At 68.5% G+C, this 21,073-nt stretch carries 19 protein-coding genes; all 19 read left to right on the top strand.

The features are described 5' to 3' along the window. Window positions 1-128: 128 nt before the first annotated feature. The gene (locus tag PI246_RS07145) at window positions 129-1,046 is read left to right on the top strand and encodes an ABC transporter ATP-binding protein (RefSeq protein WP_320550600.1); all 918 of its coding nucleotides are present in this window, start codon (window positions 129-131) and stop codon (window positions 1,044-1,046) included. Further along, complete coding sequence (locus PI246_RS07140) at window positions 1,043-1,825, top strand: ABC transporter permease (protein WP_320550599.1); 783 nt, start codon at window positions 1,043-1,045, stop codon at window positions 1,823-1,825. Before PI246_RS07145 ends, PI246_RS07140 begins: the two co-directional genes overlap by 4 nt. 6 nt (window positions 1,826-1,831) lie before the next feature. After that, window positions 1,832-3,037 (top strand): sensor histidine kinase, encoded by a 1,206-nt coding sequence (locus tag PI246_RS07135; protein WP_320550598.1) that lies wholly within the window; start codon window positions 1,832-1,834, stop codon window positions 3,035-3,037. Next, on the top strand, window positions 3,037-4,170 hold the full coding sequence (locus PI246_RS07130) for a sensor histidine kinase (RefSeq protein ID WP_320551206.1): 1,134 nt from the start codon (window positions 3,037-3,039) through the stop codon (window positions 4,168-4,170). Before PI246_RS07135 ends, PI246_RS07130 begins: the two co-directional genes overlap by 1 nt. Further along, window positions 4,167-4,769 carry a response regulator transcription factor gene (locus tag PI246_RS07125; RefSeq protein ID WP_320550597.1) on the top strand — a complete coding sequence of 201 codons (603 nt, stop codon included), beginning with the start codon at window positions 4,167-4,169 and terminating at the stop codon, window positions 4,767-4,769. Before PI246_RS07130 ends, PI246_RS07125 begins: the two co-directional genes overlap by 4 nt. Window positions 4,770-4,850: 81 nt before the next feature. Beyond that, complete coding sequence (locus tag PI246_RS07120) at window positions 4,851-6,047, top strand: DUF3142 domain-containing protein (protein WP_320550596.1); 1,197 nt, start codon at window positions 4,851-4,853, stop codon at window positions 6,045-6,047. Next, window positions 6,044-8,380, top strand: a complete 2,337-nt coding sequence (locus tag PI246_RS07115; protein WP_320550595.1) for a hypothetical protein — start codon at window positions 6,044-6,046, stop codon at window positions 8,378-8,380. Before PI246_RS07120 ends, PI246_RS07115 begins: the two co-directional genes overlap by 4 nt. 73 nt (window positions 8,381-8,453) lie before the next feature. Then, complete coding sequence (queA, locus tag PI246_RS07110) at window positions 8,454-9,485, top strand: tRNA preQ1(34) S-adenosylmethionine ribosyltransferase-isomerase QueA (protein ID WP_320550594.1); 1,032 nt, start codon at window positions 8,454-8,456, stop codon at window positions 9,483-9,485. 77 nt (window positions 9,486-9,562) lie between these two features. Then, on the top strand, window positions 9,563-9,874 hold the full coding sequence (locus PI246_RS07105) for an STAS domain-containing protein (RefSeq protein ID WP_320550593.1): 312 nt from the start codon (window positions 9,563-9,565) through the stop codon (window positions 9,872-9,874). Between the two features lie 10 nt (window positions 9,875-9,884). Next, the gene (locus PI246_RS07100; protein WP_320550592.1) at window positions 9,885-10,247 is read left to right on the top strand and encodes a response regulator; all 363 of its coding nucleotides are present in this window, start codon (window positions 9,885-9,887) and stop codon (window positions 10,245-10,247) included. 42 nt (window positions 10,248-10,289) lie between these two features. After that, window positions 10,290-12,266 (top strand): chemotaxis protein CheA, encoded by a 1,977-nt coding sequence (locus PI246_RS07095; protein ID WP_320550591.1) that lies wholly within the window; start codon window positions 10,290-10,292, stop codon window positions 12,264-12,266. A 181-nt stretch (window positions 12,267-12,447) separates the two neighbouring features. Beyond that, entirely contained in the window at window positions 12,448-12,957 is a 510-nt protein-coding gene (locus PI246_RS07090; protein WP_320550590.1) for a chemotaxis protein CheW, read from the top strand. A gap of 84 nt (window positions 12,958-13,041) precedes the next feature. Next, entirely contained in the window at window positions 13,042-14,754 is a 1,713-nt protein-coding gene (locus PI246_RS07085) for a methyl-accepting chemotaxis protein (RefSeq protein ID WP_320550589.1), read from the top strand. Between the two features lie 3 nt (window positions 14,755-14,757). Beyond that, entirely contained in the window at window positions 14,758-15,627 is an 870-nt protein-coding gene (locus PI246_RS07080; RefSeq protein ID WP_320550588.1) for a CheR family methyltransferase, read from the top strand. Continuing rightward, window positions 15,624-16,283 carry a chemoreceptor glutamine deamidase CheD gene (cheD, locus tag PI246_RS07075; RefSeq protein WP_320550587.1) on the top strand — a complete coding sequence of 220 codons (660 nt, stop codon included), beginning with the start codon at window positions 15,624-15,626 and terminating at the stop codon, window positions 16,281-16,283. Before PI246_RS07080 ends, cheD begins: the two co-directional genes overlap by 4 nt. A 75-nt stretch (window positions 16,284-16,358) precedes the next feature. Next, window positions 16,359-17,477 (top strand): protein-glutamate methylesterase/protein-glutamine glutaminase, encoded by a 1,119-nt coding sequence (locus PI246_RS07070; RefSeq protein WP_320550586.1) that lies wholly within the window; start codon window positions 16,359-16,361, stop codon window positions 17,475-17,477. Window positions 17,478-17,494: 17 nt separating this feature from the next. Beyond that, window positions 17,495-18,676 carry a methyl-accepting chemotaxis protein gene (locus PI246_RS07065; protein WP_320550585.1) on the top strand — a complete coding sequence of 394 codons (1,182 nt, stop codon included), beginning with the start codon at window positions 17,495-17,497 and terminating at the stop codon, window positions 18,674-18,676. Window positions 18,677-18,686: 10 nt separating this feature from the next. Further along, window positions 18,687-18,992, top strand: a complete 306-nt coding sequence (locus PI246_RS07060; protein WP_320550584.1) for an STAS domain-containing protein — start codon at window positions 18,687-18,689, stop codon at window positions 18,990-18,992. Window positions 18,993-19,391: 399 nt separating this feature from the next. Beyond that, window positions 19,392-21,026 (top strand): collagen-like triple helix repeat-containing protein, encoded by a 1,635-nt coding sequence (locus PI246_RS07055; RefSeq protein WP_320550583.1) that lies wholly within the window; start codon window positions 19,392-19,394, stop codon window positions 21,024-21,026. Window positions 21,027-21,073: the final 47 nt, after the last annotated feature.

Here is a 21,073-nt window from a genome sequence, read left to right as displayed (position 1 = left end):
CCACGCAGCATAACACGCGGTTTTTACCCGCGTAACCCCGGGGTGACGCTTGTCACATCCGCACAATGACGCAAACGACTGCCGCCAAGGGGTTGCACGGGAATATGTTGCATCGCAAGGAGGCGACCATGACCCAAGACACCCGCATTGCCCGGCTCGAACAGGTTTCCAAGCGCTACGGCGCGATCACCGCGCTCGAGCGGATCGATCTCGATATCCACCGCGGCGAGCTCCTCGCGCTGCTCGGGCCCAACGGCGCCGGCAAGAGCACCAGCATCGGCCTGCTGCTGGGCCTGATGCCGGCGGACGAAGGCCACGTCAGCCTGTTCGGTCGTGACCCGCACGATATCGAGGCGCACCGGCGCATCGGCGTGATGCTTCAGTCGGCGAATTTGCCCGCCACGCTGAAGGTGGCCGAATTGCTTCGCCTCACGGCCAGCTACTACCCGGCACCCCGGTCGGTGGCCGAATGCGCGGCCCTGGCGGGCATCGACGATCTCCTGGCACGCCGCTACGAGGCGTTGTCCGGCGGACAGCAGCGCCGCGTGCAATTCGCCATGGCGATGATCGGCCGACCGGAACTGCTCTTTCTCGACGAGCCGACCGTGGGCATGGACCTTCCCGCCCGCCAGGCACTCTGGGCGGCGGTGCGCCGCCTGGTCGGCGAGGGATGTGCCGTGGTGCTGACCACGCATTACCTGGAAGAAGCCGAGGCCCTCGCCGACCGCGTCTGCGTCATCGCGCGGGGCGCCGTCGTCTCCGAAGGCACGGTGGACGCGCTTCGTGCGCGCATCGCCACCAGCCGCGTGCGCTGCGTCACCACGGTGGGCGCCGAGATCGCCTGGCGGTGGCCGGGCGTGGTGTCCGCCGTGCTCAAGGACGATCACCTGGAGATCGCGACCACCGAGCCCGAAGCCACGGTCCGCCGGCTGCTCGACGCCGACGTGGCGCTCGCCGGCCTGGAAGTACAGCGCGCCAGCCTGGCCGAAGCCTTCGTCGACATCACCCGCGACGATGTCGCGCACATCCACCAGGAGGCCGCATGAGCGCCGTGATCGAAAGCACCGCCGTTCCCGCGATGAGCGCGGGCCGCGTGTTCAACGCCTACCTCGAAGAAGCCCGTGCGGAGTGCCTGCGCTACCTGCGCAACCCCGGGTTTCTCCTGCCCACGCTGTTGTTCCCGGCGGCGTTCTACGTGATGTTCGGCATCGTCGTGGCCCAGCCGGACCGCGCCGAGGCGGCGCGCTACCTGCTTGCCTCCTACGGCACGTTCGGCGTGATGTCGCCGGGCTTGTTCGGCTTTGGCGTGTCGCTGGCCCTGGAGCGGGACACCGGCCTGCTCACGCTCAAGCGCGCGCTGCCGATGCCGCCCGGCGCGTATCTCGCCGGCAAGATGTGCATGGCCCTGCTGGTGGCCGCGATGGTGGCCACCCTGCTGTTGGGACTGGCGACGTTCGCCGCCCACGTCGATCTGCCGCCATCCCGGATCGCTGCGTTCTACCTGGTGGAAGTCGTCGGTGCCCTGCCGTTCTGCGCCCTGGGCCTGATGCTGGGCACGGTGGTGAAGGGACAGGGTGCGCCCGGCGTGGTGAACCTCGTCTACCTGCCCATGGCGTTCCTCGCTGGCCTGTGGTTTCCCTTGTCGATGATGCCCGGGGTGCTGCGTGACATCGCGCCGCTGTGGCCTGCCTATCACCTGGACCAGCTCGCGCTGGCGGCGGTGGGGCTGGGCGAGGGAGGCATCGGCATCCATGTGCTCGTGCTGGCCGGATACACCGCGGTGTTCGTCATGATCGCCGCCCGTCGCCTGCGTCGCCACGGTTGAAGTAGCATGCGTCCACGTCTCTCATCGGATACGCCCATGGCCCGCTCGTGGTTCCAACCGACGCCGGATTCGCTGTGGATACGGTTCGGCGAGACCCCCCGGCAGCGCGTCGCCAACCTGTTCCATCTGATCTGGACGATCTATTTCTTCATCGACCTCATGGACGGCGATCCGCTGCCGCCGCGGTGGCTGGCGATTACCCTGCTGGCGTTCCCGACCTTCCTGTTCCTTTACGCGTGCGTGCTGTTCCGGCCCATCCGGCAGGCGCCCTGGTTCGGCGTGGCCATCGCGCTGCTGGGCCTGGATTGCCTTTACGCGGGACACGGCGGCGGCGCCTGTTTCATCGTCTACGCGGCGAGTTTCGTCGGCCTGAACGCCTCGTTGCGCATCGCCTACCTGCGCATGGCCCTGGTGCTGGCGGCGTTCTGCGCGACGGCCCGGCTGGCGGCCGGCTGGCCCTGGCAGGCCATGGCGTTTCTGGCGCTCATCTCGGTGTCCGTGGGCACGCTGAACCTTTTCTACCGCGCCAACGCGAAGCACAACGCGGCGCTTAAACTCTCCCAGGACGAGGTGCGGCGCCTGGCGGCCACGGCCGAGCGCGAACGCATCGGTCGCGACCTGCACGACCTGCTGGGCCATACCCTGTCGCTGATCACGCTGAAACTGGAACTGTCGCGCCGGCTGATCGATCGCGATCCCGCGGCGGCACGCCACGAAATCGAGGAAACCGAGCGCATCGCCCGCCACGCGCTGGCCGAAGTGCGCTCGGCGGTCACCGGCATCCGTGCCACGGGCATCGCCGCCGAACTGGCCTCGGCCCGTCTCATGCTCAACGCGTCGCTGGTCACCTTCGACTATGTCAGCGACGTGCCGGCCCTGCCCGAACGCGTGGAGGCGGGACTGGCCCTGGTGCTTCGCGAGGCGGTCACCAACATCCATCGCCATGCGCAGGCGACGCACGCCGAGGCAAGGGTCGCCGTGGAAAAAGGCACGCTCACCCTGTGCATCTCCGACAACGGGCGAGGTGGCGTCGGGACCGAGGGCAACGGGCTGGCCGGCATGCGCGAACGCGTGAAGGCGCTCGGCGGTACCCTGCAGATCGATTCCGAGCGCGGCAAGGGCACGCGACTGCGCGTTGCCGTGCCCTTGCTCGCCGACGAACGTGACCGTCGCCCGCCGCTTTCGGTCGACGCAAGGCAGCTGGCGTCGTGATGGCTCTCCCGGTGCCACGCAAGGATTCGCTGCTCGGCAGCCTGCATTCGCCGGCCTACCTGCGTTGGCAGGCGGCCCTCCAGGTACTGTGGCTGTTTGCGCTCATCCAGGCGCCATGGGCGGTCAACGGCTTCCACTGGCGGTGGTTCCTGCCCACCGTGCTGTCCATCGTGATCTACCTGGTGTGTTACGCGCAGGCCTTCCTCGGGTCGATGAAGCGCCTGCCGTTCCACGCGCTCGCCATCGTGGCCACCGGTTTCGCGCTCTGGCCGGTCAACGGCGTGGCGCTCGGCCTCGTCGCCATCGGCCTGGCCCTGCTGGCGTTCGCCGCCCGCCCCGGGCTCTGGCTGGGAGCGACCGCGGCCGCCGCCATACTGACCCTCGCGTGGTCGGTGGCATTCGGTATTCCGGCGTGGCACGCCGCGGTCGTGGCTCTGACCGGCCTGGCGGGTGGCATGAGCAACTTTCTCTACGTGCGCTCGGCGCGCAGGGATCTCGAGTTGCGCCTTTCACAGGTCGAGGTGCGGCGCCTGGCGACGCTCGCCGAACGCGAGCGCATTGGTCGCGACCTGCACGACCTGCTGGGCCACACGCTTTCGTTGATCACGTTGAAATCGGAACTCGCCCGGCGCCTGGCCACGGCCGATCCCGCTCGCGCCCAACGCGAAATGGAGGAGGTCGAGCGGGTCGCACGGCATACGCTGGGGGAGGTGCGCAGCGCCGTCACCGGTCTCAGGGCGGGCGACCTGGCCAGTGAGCTGGTAGCGGCCCGGGTGATGCTCGAAGCCTCGGGTATCGCCCTGGACACGTCCATGCCCGACGCGCTGCGGTTGCCCGAATCGGTGCAGGCCTCGCTCGCGCTCGTGTTGCGTGAGGCGATCACCAATATCCATCGCCATTCGCAGGCCAGCGCCGCGCGAGTGGACATCATCCGGACAGGTAAGGAATTCTCGATGCGGATCAGCGACAACGGGCGCGGCGGACTCGCCGCCCACGGCAACGGCGTGTCGGGCATGCGCGAACGCGTTCGCCAGGTGGGCGGCTCGCTCGCCATCGATTCGCCGGCGAAGCAGGGCACCACGCTGACGATCGCGCTCACGCTGTCGCCGGCCCTGACGGAGTCCGTCGCATGATCCGCGTGCTGCTGGCCGAAGACCAGGCCATGGTGCGCGGGGCGCTTTCGGCGTTGCTCAATCTCGAGCCGGACATCGAGGTGCTCGGTTCCGCGCCCGACGGCGAGAGCGCGTGGCGCGAGCTGCAACGGCTCAAGCCCGACGTGCTGGTCACCGATATCGAGATGCCCGGGTTGACGGGCCTGGAAATCGCCCAGCGCGTGCATCGCCACGAACTGCCGATCAAGGTGGTGATCGTGACCACTTTCGCCCGCCCCGGGTTCCTGCGCCGTGCGCTCGACGCCGGCGTGAGCGGCTACCTGCTCAAGGATGCGCCGGCCGAAGGCCTCGCCGACGCGTTGCGTCTCGTGCATCGCGGTGGCCGCGCCATCGATCCGCAACTGGCGCTCGAGGCATGGTCGGATGCCGATCCGCTCAACGATCGCGAACGGCAGGTGTTGCGTCTGGCCGGCGAAGGGCACGCGGCCAGCGAGATCGGCACGCAGCTCAACCTATCGCACGGCACGGTGCGCAACTACCTTTCCGAAGCGATCGGCAAGCTCGGTGCCGCCAATCGCATCGAGGCCTACCGTCTGGCCCGGCAGAAAGGCTGGCTTTGATCGAAAGGACGATCTCGGTCGACGCATCCCGCTACAATGAGCGCCGCGCGCTTCGCGCGACGTAACGAAGGGATCCACGGCGTGGCCGTCTTCAATCGCCTGCTCCTCCTGGCCGCGATGGTCACGCTGGTGGGCGCGTGCGGCGCGCCGAACGCGCCGCTCACCCACGATGCCTACGTCTGGCAGCGGCAATGGACGCCGGGCCTGCGTGACGCCGTCGACGCCTCGTCCGACCTCGTGCGGGCCTGGCACGTGCTCGTGGCCCAGGCCGATCGCGACGGACGCTTCCACGGGTTCGCGCCCGATCGCGACACGCTCGCACGCAGCCGTCGCCCGGTCGTCCTCGTCGTGCGGATCGATGGTCGCCTTGCCCGGTTCGATCCGACAGCGTTGACCGCGCGCATCGTGTCCGTGGTGCAAGACTGGCCGGGGGCGGCTGGCCTGGAGATCGATTACGACTGTCCCACCGCGCGGCTGCCGGCGTACACCGCGTTCCTGCGCGACCTGAAGTCGCGGCTCCCCGGCGTGCCGCTGTCGATCACCGCGTTGCCCACTTGGAACGGGTCCACCGCGCTCGACGACCTTCTCGAGGTACCCGACGACGCCGTGCTCCAGGTCCACGCCGTCCAGGCGCCGCAGGCGGGCCTGTTCGATCCGGCCGTCGCCACGGCGTGGATCGACGCGTTCGCCCGCCACACGCACAAGCCGTTTCGCGTGGCCTTGCCCACCTACGGTTCGCGGGTCAGCTGGAATGCCGATGGCTCGTTGCTTTCGGTGGAAAGCGAGGCGGCCGCCCTGGCCGCGGGCGCCGAGGCCGCTGAGCTGTACGCCGCGCCGTCCACGGTGCGCGATTTCGTCGCCGGCCTCAACCGCCATCGTCCGGCCGGGCTCGTCGGGCTTGTGTGGTTTCGTCTTCCCACCCCGCAGGACACGCGGGCATGGAGTCTGGCGACCTGGCGTGGTGTCGTCACCGGGCGGCTTGCGGTGGCGACGCCGCGCATCGTGCTGCAAGCGGGGCGGGGTGGCGACGCGCCGTCCGACGTGATCGTCGACAATCCCGGCGACAGCGACATCGCGCCGCCACCGGTGGTGAGGCTGCCCGCCACCTGCCATCTCGCCGACGGCATCGACGGCTACACTCTGCGCCGTACCGCGCAGGCCCTCGAACTCGTCGCCACGCTGGCGCGGCCCATCCCGGCCCGCGGGCGTCGTGCGATCGGATGGGCGCGCTGCCGGCCCGACTCACCGCCACCCCAGCAAGGATCTCCCGTTTCATGACGAAATCGTCCACCCTGGCCGTCGCGCTGGCCGTTACGTTCGCCGGTGCCGTGGCCTGGGCCTGCGGGCCCGACTTTCCCACCCAGATGCTCGACGACCGCGCGGCGACGCTCGCGGCCGTACCGCAGAACACCTTTGCCTTCGAAGCGAAGCACCTGCTGCCGGCCACCGACGGTCTGAAGGCCGTGGAAGGCAAGCCCGGGGACGACCTCCCGGCCGCGCAGGGCGCGCGCGTCAAGGCGCTGATGGGCTCGACCCGCGGCGACGAGGCCTACGCCAACGGCGGCGACCTGCCGGAAGACGTGCGCCTGTATGTCGCGGGCGCGGTGGCATGGCACGCGGCGATGGCCGCGTGTCCGCAAGCCCCGGAAAGTCCGTATGGCGGCTCGCTGAGCAAGCCCTCCTGCACCACCTTCGACGACGCGTCGCTCGCGCGCGCGCAGTCGCGCTTCGAGGCCGTGCTGGCATTGCCCGCGGCCGATGCCGTGCGTCGCGGCGCCTGGGCCGCCTACATGCTGGGTGAAGTGCACGCGGCGCGCGCGGTGAAGGCCGCGGGCAGCCCAGCCTTCGACAGCGAGCGCGACGCGGCCGTCAAGGCGTTCCGCCAGGTGCGCGCGCTCGTGCTCGCCGGCGCCTCGGACGCGCAGGGGCTCGCGGTGGCGAGCTTCGGCGAAGAGGCGCGGCAGGCGCTGTATGTGCACGGCAAGCCGTGCGTCTGGGTCGACTTCGTCAGCGGCCGTGATTGCGGCGACGCCCTGGCGCCCACGGACCTCAAGCACGCCATCGCCCTCTACGCCGCGCAGGCGGGCCACGACTCGGACAACGCCGTACGCTCGCTGGCCGCGGTGGCCGGCGCCGTGCTCGCCGATCCGACCCAGACCGCGGCGCTGATCGACGGGCCGGTGTCACAGCGGCTCCTGGTGGCCTATGCGCTGGCACGGGTGGAACCGCAGACGGGCGACGGCAAGCCCAATCCGCTGCTCGGCACATTGGTCGACGCGATCGTCGCCGCCGGCCCTGACAAGGTGGCCGGTGCCGATCGGCTCGCTTCGCTGGCCTACCAGCTCGGCCGCTACGACCAGGCGGCGCAACTGGCCGCGAAGGTCGATTCCCCGATGGCCGCCTGGGTGCGCGCCAAACTGGCCCTGCGCAAGGGCGATCGTGAAGCCGCCGCGCGCGACTATGCCGAAGCGGCGAAGGCGTTTCCGCGCGCGGACGATCCGAAAGCCTCGCTCGAACCGGACAGCATCGACCGGATCACCGGCGAGCGGGGCGTGCTGGCGCTGGCCCGCGGCGAATACGTGGAAGCGCTGAGTCACATGCGCGACGCCGCGCTCGCGGTGGGCGGTGATGGCAACGTGTACGACGACGACCTCAGTGGCATCGGTTACGGCAACGACGCGCGCTACATCGCCGAGCGCGTGCTGACCGTCGATGAACTGAAGGCGTTCGTCGATGCGCACGTGCCGCCGACGTCACCCCCGGCCACGTCCAAGGACGTGAGTAGCCCGGGCCTGCCTGGCTTCGACGATCGTCTGCGCTGGCTGCTCGCCCGCCGGCTCATGCGCATGGGCCGGTTCGATGATGCCTATGGGTATTTCCCCGAAGGCGTCGACAAGCGCTACGCCGAGGTCGACCTTCGCGCCACCGCACGCCGTTACGCCGAGGCGCTGCACGACGGCGATCACGCCTGGACGGCGATCGGCAAGGCCGAGGCACGCTACGCCGCGGCGACGATCGCCCGGGAGCAGGGCATGGCCTTGCTCGGCTACGAGCAGGGGCCGGATTTCGCCGATGTCGATGGCGCGTATCAGTTCGGCAGCGGCCAGACCGCCCAGAGCCTGCAAGGCGACCTCGTCACCGAAGGCGAGCGCCAGCGCTTCAACGCCAGCGCCGCGCAGCCGGACATCCGCCTGCATTACCGCTACATCGCCGCCGACAAGGCCGCGTCCGCCGCCGACCTGCTGCCGCCGCGCTCGCAGGCCTTCGCGGCCACCTTGTGCACGGCCGCGTCCTGGATGCGCGAGGGCCCGCCGGATCATGACGAAGCGGAGGACGGTGAGGTCGGCAAACCGCTCAACGAGCGGCAGCGCCGGATCAAGGCCTATTACGCGCGTTACGTGAAGCAGGGGCCGTACGTGCTGTGGGCCTGGGATTTCGGTGCCACCTGCGAAGCGCCCGACTTCGATCGGGCACGCGCGCTCCAGCGGGCGGAGCGGGTGCGGGCGGTGAAGCACTTCGTCAAGCGCTGGTGGCCGGCGGAGCTGGGCCTGGCCCTGCTCGTGCTGGGCAGCCTGGGCTGGGCGTGGCGTCGACGCCGCCGCGGAGGGTGACGCCGCGCGACGGCAAGGGCCGGGTCGATTGGGCGATAATCGCCGCTTCCCCGCGACACCGGCCCTGCTCTCCGTGAAAAAATCCGACTTCGACTTCGACCTGCCCCCCGAGCTCATCGCCCAGGCGCCGCTCGCGCGCCGCTCCGGAAGCCGGCTGCTGGTCCTCGACGCGGCGGCCCGGACCAAGACCAATCGACGGTTCCACGAACTGACCGGCCTGCTCAACCCCGGTGACCTGCTGGTGTTCAACGACACCCGGGTGCTGCCGGCCCGCCTCCATGGCCATAAGGAGTCGGGTGGCGCGGTAGAGATTCTGATCGAGCGGGTCACCGGCGCGCACGAGGCCCGGGCCCAGCTCGGGGTGAGCAAGAAGCCGAAGGAGGGCGGTCGCATCCTGCTGGCCGACGGCAGCCTGATCACCGTGCTCGGCCGCGACGGCGAGTTTTTCAAGCTGCGTTTCGAGGGCGACGAACCGCTCGAGCGCGTGCTTTCCCGTTTGGGCGAGATGCCGCTGCCGCCCTACATCGAACGCCAGGCGGGGGCCGACGACCTGGAACGCTACCAGACGGTGTTCGCCCGGGAGCCCGGTGCCGTCGCCGCCCCCACGGCGGGCCTGCACTTCGATGACGAGCTGCTGGCGGCGTTGCGCGACAAGGGCGTCGATTTTGGCTACGTCACCCTGCACGTGGGCGCGGGCACCTTCCAGCCGATGCGCGCGGACGACGTGCGCGACCACGTGATGCATCGTGAATGGCTCAATGTCGGGGCGGCGCTGGTGGAGAAGATCCGCGCCACCCGTGAGGCCGGCGGCCGGGTGGTCGCGGTAGGCACCACGGTGGTGCGCGCGCTGGAGAGCGCCACGGTGGAGGGCGTGATGCGTCCCTTCGCCGGCGAGACGCAGATCTTCATCTTTCCCGGCTATCGCATCACCAGCATCGACGCCCTGATCACCAACTTCCACCTGCCGCAGTCGACCCTGCTGATGCTGGTCTCGGCGCTGGCCGGGAAGGACGCCATTCTCGACGCCTATCGCTACGCCGTGCTGCAGCGTTATCGCTTCTTTTCCTACGGTGACGCCATGCTGATCCTGCCGCCGAAGGCCTAAAGCTTTTTCGGCCAGGGCCGATAAGTCCTCCGAACGCCTCCCCGGGCAGTGGGCCCGGAGGCAAACGGGTAAGGACGATGGCCGGCAAATCCTCCAAAAACACGGGTGCCCTGGCGCTGGACGCCGATCTGCGGATCGGCGCGGCGCCGGCGCTGCGCGACGCCCTGCTGTCCGCGCTGTCCGCAGGCAAGCCGGTGGCGCTGGACGGCTCGGCCGTCAACCAGATCGACGCCGCCGGGCTGCAAGTGCTGGCCGCGTTCTCGCGCGACGCACGCGCGGCCGGTCTGACGGTAAGCTGGAGCGGCGCGAGCGACTCCCTCCATCGCGGTGTCGCCGTGCTGGGCCTTAACGAACTGATTGAATTGCCGGCGCGCGCCGGCACGAACTGAAGGTGCACCGATGGCTAAGATTCTCGCGGTAGACGATTCGGCTTCCATGCGCAGCATGGTCGCTTTCACCCTGCGTGGCGCCGGTCACGACGTCGAAGAGGCCGACAACGGCCGCGCGGCGCTCGACCAGGCGGGCGTGCACAAGTTCGACCTGGTGCTGGCCGACGTGAACATGCCGGTGATGGACGGCATCTCGATGGTCCGCGAGATGCGCACGATGGCCGGTTACAGCGGCGTGCCCATCCTCATGCTCACCACCGAGTCGAATCCGGAAAAGAAAATGGAAGGCAAGGCGGCCGGTGCCACCGGTTGGCTCGTCAAGCCGTTCGACCCCGACCAGTTGCTGGCCACCGTGGCCCGCGTGCTCGGCTGATCCACTTCCCTCCGTTCGTTCCGGTCACCCAGGTTTCTCCCCATGTCCAAAGTCGATCTGGCGCAATTCCACAAGGCGTTCCACGAAGAGAGCCTCGACGGCCTCGACGCCATGGAGCAGGCGCTCCTCGCGTTGGACGAAGGGGCGGAAGACCCTGAGCTGATCAACGTCGTGTTCCGTGCCGCCCATTCGATCAAGGGCGGTGCGGCCACGTTCGGCTTCAACGACGTCGCGGCGTTCACCCACGTGGCCGAAAACCTGATGGACGAGGTCCGCAGCGGCCGTCGCCCGATGGAAAAGGCCGTGGTGGAGCTGCTGCTGCGTTCGGGCGACATCATTCGCGACATGCTGTCCCTGCAGATGGCGGGCCAGCCGGGCGCCACGGCCGAGAGCCAGGCCCTGCTGGCCGAGCTGTCGGCCATGGTCAGTGGTGGCACGGCTGCGCCGGTGGCGGCGAAGGCCGCGGCGCCCGCCGAGGCGGTCGAGGGCTGGGATATCGCGTTCCGCCCGTTCGATTACCTGCTCAAGACCGGTAACGATCCGGCGCGCATGTTCCGCGAACTCGAGGCGCTCGGCCCGCTCACCACCATGGTGGATGCGTCGAAGCTGCCCGCGCTGGCGGACATGGATCCGACGGCGTCGTACCTGGCGTATACCCTTCGTCTCGACGCGGGCGCCAAGCGTGCCGCGGTCGAGGGCGTGTTCGACTGGGTGGACGGCGACTGCGACCTCGCCGTCACCCCCCGCGTCGCAGCCGCGCCGACGGCTGCGCCCGCACCGGTCGCTCCCGTCGCGGCATCGGCCGCGCCGCGCGCCGTGCGTGAGGTGGCCACCAGCAGCGAGGCCAGTTCGGTTCGCGTTGGCATCGAAAAGATCGACATGCTGATCAACCTGGTCGGTGAACTCGTCATCACCCAGGCCATGCTTACCCAGTTCGACGACGGCGTGGACGCCTCCCAACTGGAGATGTTCCGGCATGGGCTGGCCCAGCTGGGCCGCCATACGCGCGAACTGCAGGAAAGCGTGATGAGCATCCGCATGCTGCCGATCAGCACGGTGTTCAACCGCTTCCCCCGCCTGGTGCGCGATCTGGCGCAGAAGCTCGACAAGAAGGTGGTGCTCGACCTGCGTGGCGAGACCACCGAACTGGACAAGACCGTGCTCGAGAAGATCGGCGATCCGCTGGTCCACCTCGTGCGCAACGCCATCGACCACGGGCTGGAAGGGCCGGCCAAGCGCACGGCGGCGGGCAAGTCCGACACGGGCACCCTGCGCATGGAGGCCTTCCACCGCGGCGGCTCCATCGTGGTGGAGGTGGGCGACGACGGCGCGGGCCTGAACCGCGACGCGATCGTGGCCAAGGCGATCCAGCGCGGCATCATCGCCTCGGGCGAGGGTATGTCCGACGACGCCGTGGCCGAGCTCATCTTCGAGGCCGGGTTCTCCACCGCGGCCGCCACCACCGACCTTTCCGGCCGCGGCGTGGGCATGGACGTGGTCCGCCGCAACGTGATGGACCTGGGCGGCACGGTGAGCATCCGCAGCGTCTACGGCAAGGGCACCACCTTTACCATCACGCTGCCGCTCACGCTGGCCATCATCGACGGCCTCACGGCCGCCGTGGGCAGCGAAACCTACATCGTGCCGCTGGTCTCCATCGTCGAATCGGTGCAGGTCAAGGCCGATGCCGTGCGCAGCGTGGTCGGCGGCGGCGAGCTGTTTCGCTTCCGCGACGAATGGCTGCCCATCGTCCGCCTCTTCGACGTCTTCGGTTGCGAAGGCGAGCGCCGTGCGATCCAGGACGGCATCGTCATCGTCGTCGAAGGGGAGGGCACGCGCATCGGCCTGTTCGCCGACGAGCTGATCGGCCAGCAGCAGGCCGTGGTCAAGTCGCTGGAAGCCAACTATCGCCGGGTGGTGGGTATCTCCGGCGCCACCATCCTCGCCGATGGCTCGGTCGCGCTGATCACCGACATCGCCGGACTGGTCCGCCTCCAGGCTCGCCGCAAGGCCGCCTGAGTTCGTCCCCATCGCCGGTGCGTTCGGCCTTCCCTGACCAGGGGATCGCCGGTCGCACCGGCGATGTCGTGTCCGGCGCATGCCGCTCGTTTCCGGCAAGACGCCCCTCAAGTCTCCACGGACATGGCCGATACCCTTTTCAAGGGAGCCACCGCCCGATCCGACCCGCCGTGGAAACGACATGAACCAGCCAGCCAGCAACGCCGCGACCGCCGAGGCCGCCCAGTACCTCTCCGTGAACCTCGGCAACGAGGAATACGGCGTCGACATCCTCGCCGTCCGCGAAATTCGCGGTTGGACGGCGGTCACCCGCATCCCCCAGGCGCCGCCCTACGTGCTGGGCGTGCTCAACCTGCGCGGCGCCATCGTGCCGGTGCTGGACCTGCGCCTGCGCTTTGGCCTGGCCCGCGAGGAATACACCGCCACCACCGTATGCGTCATCGTGATGGTGGCCGGCCGTCAGTTCGGCGTGGTGGTGGACGCCGTCTCCGACGTGGTGGAAGTCGCACCCGACGGCGTGCGCCCGGTGCCCGACATGGGCACCACCGTGGATACCGAATACCTCAAGGGACTGACCTCGGTCGGTGAGCGCATGGTGCTGCTCCTGGACGTGGATCGTCTTCTGCAACCGCAGGACGCGCAGATGCTGGACGCCGCCCTGGCGGCCCAGGAAACGAAAGCTGTCGCCTGAGCATGGGCTATCGGCGGGGAAGGGGCCCCGCCGGACACATCGAGCCCGGATCGCCCTAGCCGCACTTTGACGATTGGAACCGTGATGAAGAAGTTCAGCCTTAAGATTCCTGCCTTGTCCGTCCGGGGCCGCCTCTACGGCGTTCTCGGCTTGCTCACGCTGATGCTGTTCGGCGGCGCGGCGCTGGGACTGGGCGCGATGTACTTCCAGAACGAAGGCATGCGCCAGATCTACGAGGAGGAGATGGTTCCCTCCGAAATGCTGAGCCGGGTCAATACCCAGTCGCTGCTCTCGTTCATCGTCCTGGGCGAAGCCGCGGCCAAGGTCGGCAATCCCGACCAGGTCAAGCAGAAGATCGCCGAATTCGATAAGTACCAGGCCGACCTCGACGCGGCCAAGGCCGAATTCCACAAGGTGCCGATGTCCGACGACATCAAGAAGCTGTACGCCAAGTGGGAAGCGACCAACGCCGATTACAACGATGCCAAGAAGGACATGCTCGACGCGCTCAAGGAAGGCGACCAGGGCGCCAACGACGTGCTCGAACTGCAGGTGCGGCCGTTGCTGATGGACCGCCAGTCGCAGCTGACCAACCTCATCGAGGCCAAGCGCAAGGAAGCCGAGGCGATCTTCGCCAAGGAATCCTCGCAGTACAAAGTCATCCGCGCCGTGGCGATCGCCTCGCTGGCGATCGGCCTCGCGATCTGCCTCATCATCGCGATCATGGTGGTGCGTTCGATCATCAACACGCTGGCGCAGACGGTGAACGTCGCCCACGAGATCGCCGGCGGCAAGCTCGGCCATGACATCAAGGTCACCCGCAACGACGAACTCGGCCAACTCCAGGCCGCGTTCAAGGCGATGGACGAGCGTCTGGCCGACATCGTCACCGAAGTGCGCCACGGCTCCAGCTCGGTCAGCACCGCCGCGCAGCAGATCTCGCGCGGCAACGACGACCTCTCGCAGCGCACCCAGGAACAGGCCTCGAGCCTGGAAGAAACCGCCTCGTCGATGGAGGAAATGACCTCCACCGTGAAGCAGAACGCCGAGAACGCCAGCCACGCCAACCAGCTTGCCCGCGGTGCCCGCGAGCAGGCGGAGAAGGGCGGCGAGGTGGTGGCCCAGACGGTCGTCGCCATGCGCGAGATCAACGCCTCCTCGAAGAAGATCTCCGACATCGTCAGCCTGATCGACGAGATCGCGTTCCAGACCAACCTGCTCGCCCTCAACGCCGCGGTGGAAGCCGCCCGTGCCGGTGAACAGGGCCGCGGTTTCGCCGTCGTCGCCACCGAGGTGCGCAACCTTGCCCAGCGTTCGGCGAACGCCGCCAAGGAGATCAAGGGCCTCATCAACGACAGCGCCAACAAGGTCAAGGCCGGCTCCTCGCTGGTCGACCAGTCGGGCAAGGCCCTGGCCGAGATCGTCGACAGCGTGAAGAAGGTGACGGACATCGTCGCCGAGATCGCCGCGGCCAGCTCCGAGCAGTCCGCCGGCATCGACCAGGTCAACCATGCGGTGCTGCAGATGGACGAAATGACCCAGCAGAACGCTGCGCTGGTCGAACAGTCCGCCGCCGCCGCCCGCGCCATGCACGAGCAGGCCACGGAGCTCAGCCGCCAGGTGTCGTTCTTCCACGTCACCGGCGAAGCGGCCGCCGCGCGTCCGCCGCGCAAGGACGCCACGCAGGTCGAGATGGAAACCGTGTTCGCCTCGGTGCGCGACACCGCCCCGACGCCGGCTCCGCGTGCCTCGCGTCCCACCGAATCGGCCGATACGGCCGTGTGGAAGGAGTTCTGATCGATGAATGCGCTCGTCGACACCGGCGATGCCGCCGCGGCGGGCGGCCAGGGCCCGAACCTCGGTGAGGCCGAATTCACCTTCCTGCGCGAGTTCGTGCTGCAGCATTGCGGCATCTCGCTGGGCGAACACAAACGGCAGCTCGTGCAGGGGCGCCTGTTGCGCCGCCTGCGCGCGCTGAGCCTGCCGGGGTTCGCGGCCTATTGCGACCTGCTGCGCCGCGATCCGGAGTCCGAACTGGGCGAATTGGCCAGCTGCATCAGCACTAACGTCACCTCGTTCTTCCGCGAGATGCACCACTACGACATGCTCGTCGACGAGCTGCTGCCGCGTTGGCTCGCGGAAAAGCAGGGGGGACGGCTGCGTATCTGGTCGGCGGGCTGCTCCACCGGCGAAGAACCCTACGCTATCGCGATGGTGCTGGCCGAAGCGCTGGAACGCGCCAAGGCGAACGTCGACGCGAAGATCCTCGCCACCGACCTTTCGCCGCAGGCGCTCGAGGCCGCGCGCAAGGGCGTGTACGCCGTGGATCGCCTGGGTGGTGTCAGCGAAGAACGCCGCAAACGGTGGTTCCAGCGTGGCGAGGGCAGCTTCGACGGCTACGCCCGCGTGCATCCGCGCCTGCGCGAGCTGGTGACCATCCAGCCGCTGAATCTCCTCCACGAATGGCCGATGCAGGGGCGCTTCGACGCTATCTTCTGTCGCAACGTGGTGATCTATTTCGACAAGCCGACCAAGCAGCGCCTGTTCTCCCGTTATGCGGGCATGCTGGACAGCCGCGGCTATCTCTTCCTCGGTCATTCGGAATCCATGTACGGACTGTCCGACGACTTCGATCTGATCGGCCGCACGGTCTACCGGAAACGCTCATGAGCGACATCCTGGTCGCGCCACCCCGCACCTTCGTCGGCTTCGACCCCAAAAACGTGCTGCCGGGGTTCGAGCACCTGCGCCGCTTCTGGGATCCCGCCCAGGAAGTGGTGACGGTGAAGATCCTGCCGGGCGAGTATTACGTCAGCTCGCAGGAGGAAATGATCTCCACCGTGCTGGGTTCCTGCGTATCGGCCTGCGTGCGCGACACGAAGCGTCGCCTGGGCGGCATGAACCATTTCATGCTGCCCGAGCCGACCGGCGAACGTGACAGCTGGAGTTCCACGGTGGGCCGTGCCGCGCGCTACGGCAACGACGCGATGGAGCAACTGATCAACGCGATCCTCAAGGCCGGCGGCAAGCGCGACGACCTGGAAGTAAAGATCTTCGGCGGCGGTCGCGTGCTTGCCACCATGACCGACATCGGCCAGCGCAACATCGCCTTCGTGCAGCGCTATATCGCGACCGAGAAGCTGAAGCTGTGCGCGGCCGATGTGGGCGACATCTACCCGCGACACGTGCAGTTCTTCCCGGTGAGCGGGCGAGTGCGCGTGCGTCAGTTGCGCTCCACCCACGACAACAACCTGGCCGATCGCGAGAAACGTTACCTCAAGCGATTGGCCGACGATCCGATAAAGGGAGAGGTGGAGCTGTTCTGACGCTCCATCGCCTGATCCACGATCCGGTCGGCATGCCGCCTCGGATGCCCAAGCCTCACCCACCGGCAAGAGTCCATGCAGAAAGTACGCGTCCTCATCGTCGACGATTCGGCCCTTGTCCGTAAGGTGCTGACCGCCATGCTCGAGTCCGACCCGGGCATCGAGGTGGTGGGCACCGCGCCGGACCCGCTGATCGCGCGTGAGAAGATCAAGGCGCTCAATCCCGACGTGCTTACGCTCGACGTCGAGATGCCGCGCATGGACGGCCTGACCTTCCTCGAAAACCTCATGCGCCTGCGCCCGATGCCGGTGGTGATGGTGTCCACCCTCACCGAGCGCGGTGCCGACGTGACGCTGCGCGCACTCGAGTTGGGCGCGGTCGACTTCTTCACCAAGCCGTCGGCAGACCTGGCCACCACGTTCATGGAGCACGCGCCGGACATCTGCGCGAAGGTCCGGCTCGCCGCCGGCGCCAAGCCGCGCGAGCGCTCCGCGGTGGTGAAGATCGACCTCAGCCCCGCCAAGCTCGACGTGGCGCCGCGCCTTTCGGCCGATGCCGTGCTGCCGCGCGCGCAGACGCCCGGCTCGCGCGGCGGTACCCGCATCATCGCCATCGGTGCCTCCACCGGTGGCACCGAAGCCATTCGCGTGGTGCTGGAGGCGATGCCGCCGACCGCGCCGCCCATCGTCATCACCCAGCATATCCCGGCCGCGTTCAGCGGGCCGTTCGCGGCGCGCATGGACACCTGCTCCGCGATGAAAGTATGCGAGGCCCGCGACGGCCAGCCCATCCAGCCCGGCCATGTGTATATCGCGCCGGGCAGCCAGCACCTGCTGGTGATGTGGGACGGCGCGCGCCACGTCTGTCGCCTGCACGACGGCCCGCCGGTGAACCGGCACAAGCCGTCGGTGGACGTGCTGTTCCGTTCCATGGCCGCCAGCGTCGGCGCCGCCGCCATCGGTTGCTTGTTGACCGGCATGGGCGACGACGGCGCGCGCGGGCTGGGTGAACTCAAGGAAGCGGGCGCCCCCACGCTCGTGCAAGACGAAGCCAGCTCCGTCGTATGGGGCATGCCCGGCGCCGCATGGAAGGCCGGGGCCGCCGCCGAGATGCGATCGCTCGACGCGATCGCCAACCGCCTGCTCGAACTGGCCCATACCCCCGTATCCGTCGCCGCGCGCGTCGGCACCTGAACAGCGAGACTTCCATCATGGTCATTCCCAAGAACGAACGCAGCATCGGCTTTGCCGCCAGCATCGTGGCATTGCTCCTGGTCCTGGTGTTCCACGCGGCCTGGGTCGCGCCCGTCGTCGTGGCGCTGCTCGCCGCCACCTGGATCGCGATCGCCCTGCGACCCGCGCCGGTGCCCGACGTGGAGGTGGTGCTGACCCCCTCGCCCTCCAGCGACGAAGCGTCGGTGCGTGAGGCCATGGAAGACGTGCGCAGCGCCATCGTCGACGAACTCGGCCACGCCAGCCGCGAACTGAACCAGGCCCTCGACCTGCTCCGCGACGCGGTGGCGGAACTGGGCGGCGGCTTCAACGGCCTGTCGCACAAGACGGGCAAGCAGCAGAAGCTGCTCAGCGAGATCATCGAGAGCGGCGGCAAGGGGATTTCCGTGCAGGACTTCGCCTCGCGCACCGCCGGCCTGCTCGAGCATTTCGTCGGCCTCATCGTGCACCTCTCGCGCGACAGCCTGCGCATCGTCTATCGCATCGACGGCATGGCCAAAGAGATGGACGCCGTGTTCGCGCTGCTCAAGAACGTGAACACGATCGCCGAGGAGACCAACCTGCTGGCGCTCAATGCGGCGATCGAAGCCGCCCGTGCCGGCGAATCCGGTCGCGGATTCGCGGTGGTCGCAGGCGAGATCCGCAACCTCGCCCAGCACAGCAACCAGTTCAACGAGAAGATCGGCACGCACGTGGAGCGGTCGCGCATCGCCATGGAGCAGCTGCGCGAACTGGTCGGCAACATGGCCTCGCAAGACATGAACGTGGCGCTGCAGGCCAAGGGCGACATCGACGAAATGATGTCGAACATCACCGAGTCGAACGCCCGCACCAGCGCCGCGGCCGACGAAGCGGCGACCATCAACCGCGGCCTCGGCAACGACGTCTCCACCACGATCCGTTCGCTGCAGTTCGAGGACATCCTCAGCCAGCTCCTGCACCAGACCCGCAGCCGCCTGGTCGAACTGCAGGACGTGACCGCCGACTGCACGCGTGACATCGAAGAGCTGGCCTTCGTGCCCGCCGAAACGAACGAACTCGGCGCCCGCGCCCAGCGTGTCCGAGCCCGCCTGGCCGAGCAGCGTGAGCGCGCCCGCCTGCGTGCACGCGGTCCCGCGCTGCAGCAGTCCATGGCCGCCGGCGACATCGACCTGTTCTGAGGAAAGCATCATGGCCATCAACGTCCACCACGATACCGAACAGGGCGCGCTCACCCTTCACCTGGGCGACCGCTTCGACTTCTCCATCCACCGCGCCTTCCATGACGTGTGCCTGGGCGACATTCCGCCGGCCCGCAGCTACGTGCTCGACCTTGAAGAGGTCACCACAATGGATAGTTCCGCGCTCGGCATGCTTATGCTGCTGCGCGAGCACGCTGGTGGCGACCGGGCCGAGATCCGCCTGGTGAACGCCAGCCCGCAGTTGCGCAACACGCTGCGCATCGCCGGCTTCGACAAGTTGTTTACCGTGCACTGAAGCCTCGTGTACGGATGGTTTCGACGCCCCTTCGGGGGCGTTTTTTTTTTGGTTCATCGCGCAAGTGCGGGGGATGTCGCATGGATGCTGGCCTTGCCGCCGGCTCGGACGGTGAGGCCCGAACCTTCGGTGCCCACCCTCAAGGCGAGCTCCGCACAAGGGATGCCGTGGCACGGGCCCGGTTTTTTGTATCGATCCAGATTAGCGGCTGTCGACATCGCATGGCCGCGTTTTTGACGTCTTTCCGAATTGGCGCATTGCGCGTCGCGATGGCGGCCAAATTTGCGTAATTGTTCTCTTTCCCTGGGCCTTAGATGACTTCAAGGCTGTGACGGGGGTCGCAGTCTGCGAATCGCTCCGTATCTGGAGCACGAAACGCTGAGGCGTTGGGAGACCGACATGAAAGACACGACTTTTGGCAAGGCCTTTTCCCGTACTGTCCTGGCGAGCTGCCTGCTCGCCGCGATGGTGTCGGTCACCGCGTGCAGCGGCCATGGTTCGACGCGTTCGGGTGGCGGTAGCGGATCCACCGTGAACCCGGGCGGTGCTGGCGGCAGCGACGGCTCCACGAATGGGGGCGGTAGCGGCGGCACCGGCGGTACCGGCAGTGGGACGGGCGGCGGAAGCGGCTCGAATGGCGGCGCGGGTGGCACCGGAACCGGCACCGGGACCGGCGGTGGCACGGGGGGCGGCGGCGATGGCGGCAACGGCGGCGGGAGCACGGGCGGCGGTGACGGTGGCGGCACCGGTGGCGGCACCGGTGGTGGCATTACACCCGCAACGGCCAGCAACGCGATCGGCATGGTCAGTACCGGCCTCGGTGGCATCATTTCCGCGACGGGAACGGCCGTCTCCGGCATCGGCGTGCAGATTCCCGCCGTCACCGCGCTCGGTGGCACCGGAGGCCTGGCGAACGCCGTGGGCAGCACGGTTGGCGATCTCGGTAACGCCGTTACCGCACTGGGCGATGGCCTCACCAGCGGCCTGGGCCAGACGGGCAACATCGAGAACCCGCTTGGCGTGACCACCGCCAGCGTGGGCAACGTCGTGAACTACACGGGCGAGGCCGTCCAGGACCTGGGCGGCGGCGTCGCCACGGTGGGCGGCGGTACGCCGATCGCGCCCATTACCTCGGCGACGGGCACCCTCGTGACCCGTGTCGGCGAGGGCGTGGATCAACTGGGCGACCGGCTGGGTGGGGCGATGGCGTCGAACGTGGGCGACACGTTGACCCAGGCGGTAAGCGACGTGCTGAACCCCGTCGCGTCGTCCATCGGCAGCACGACATCGCCGGTTGCGTCGGGGAACCTTGTCGCGGCGACCGGCATGGCGGCCGGCGGTCTCACCGGCGGCGTGGCGCAGGGCGTCACCAACCTCGGCACCACCGTATCCGGTGCGCAGGCGCCCGGACAGCTCGGCAGCGTGACCTCGCTGGCGGGGCAGGCGCTCCAGGACACGGGCGGCACGCTGGCATCGGTCAGCGGCACGCTCAACAGTGGTTTGGGCAAGGCTGGCGGCAGCAACGCCACCATCGCCAACACCGGTGCTGGCGTGGGCGCGACCCTGGAATCGGCCTCCAACCTCGTCAGCAACCTGACCGGCCCGACCAGTGCACTCGCGTCCCTTTCGCCGGTGACGTCGCCCGTTTCCACTATCGTCGACAAGACGGCGGCCACGGTGACCTCGGTGACCTCGACCAACGGTGCGTTGTCGGGCGTCACCAGCCCCGTCAACACGCTGGTGAACAACGTCGCCGACGCGACCGGTTTGTCCGGCGGAACGAGCGGCGCCGGTGGTGTGCTCGGCGGCCTGGTCAGTGGCGTGACGAGCACCGTGTCGAGCGTGTCGCAGCCGTCGGGCGGTACGGCCACACCCGTCAGCGGCGTGGTCGGTGGCGTCGTGGGCGGCGTGACCAACACGGTCTCCGGGTTGACCGGCTCGGTCGGTGGCTCGACCTCGGGCGCGACCCAGACCGACCCCGTGGGTGGGCTCCTCGGCGGCATCGGCGGTGCCCTGGGCGGCAAGCGCCGTTGAGTGAAACGACGGCGGGCGATGCCTGGACATCGCCCGCCGCCTGGAGG

Origin of the sequence: Luteibacter sahnii, assembly GCF_034063545.1 — a bacterium.
In the GTDB taxonomy this organism is placed as follows: Bacteria; Pseudomonadota; Gammaproteobacteria; order Xanthomonadales; family Rhodanobacteraceae; genus Luteibacter; species Luteibacter sahnii.
Note: the sequence above shows the minus strand (reverse complement) of the source record. Positions and strands in the feature narration are given on the sequence as shown.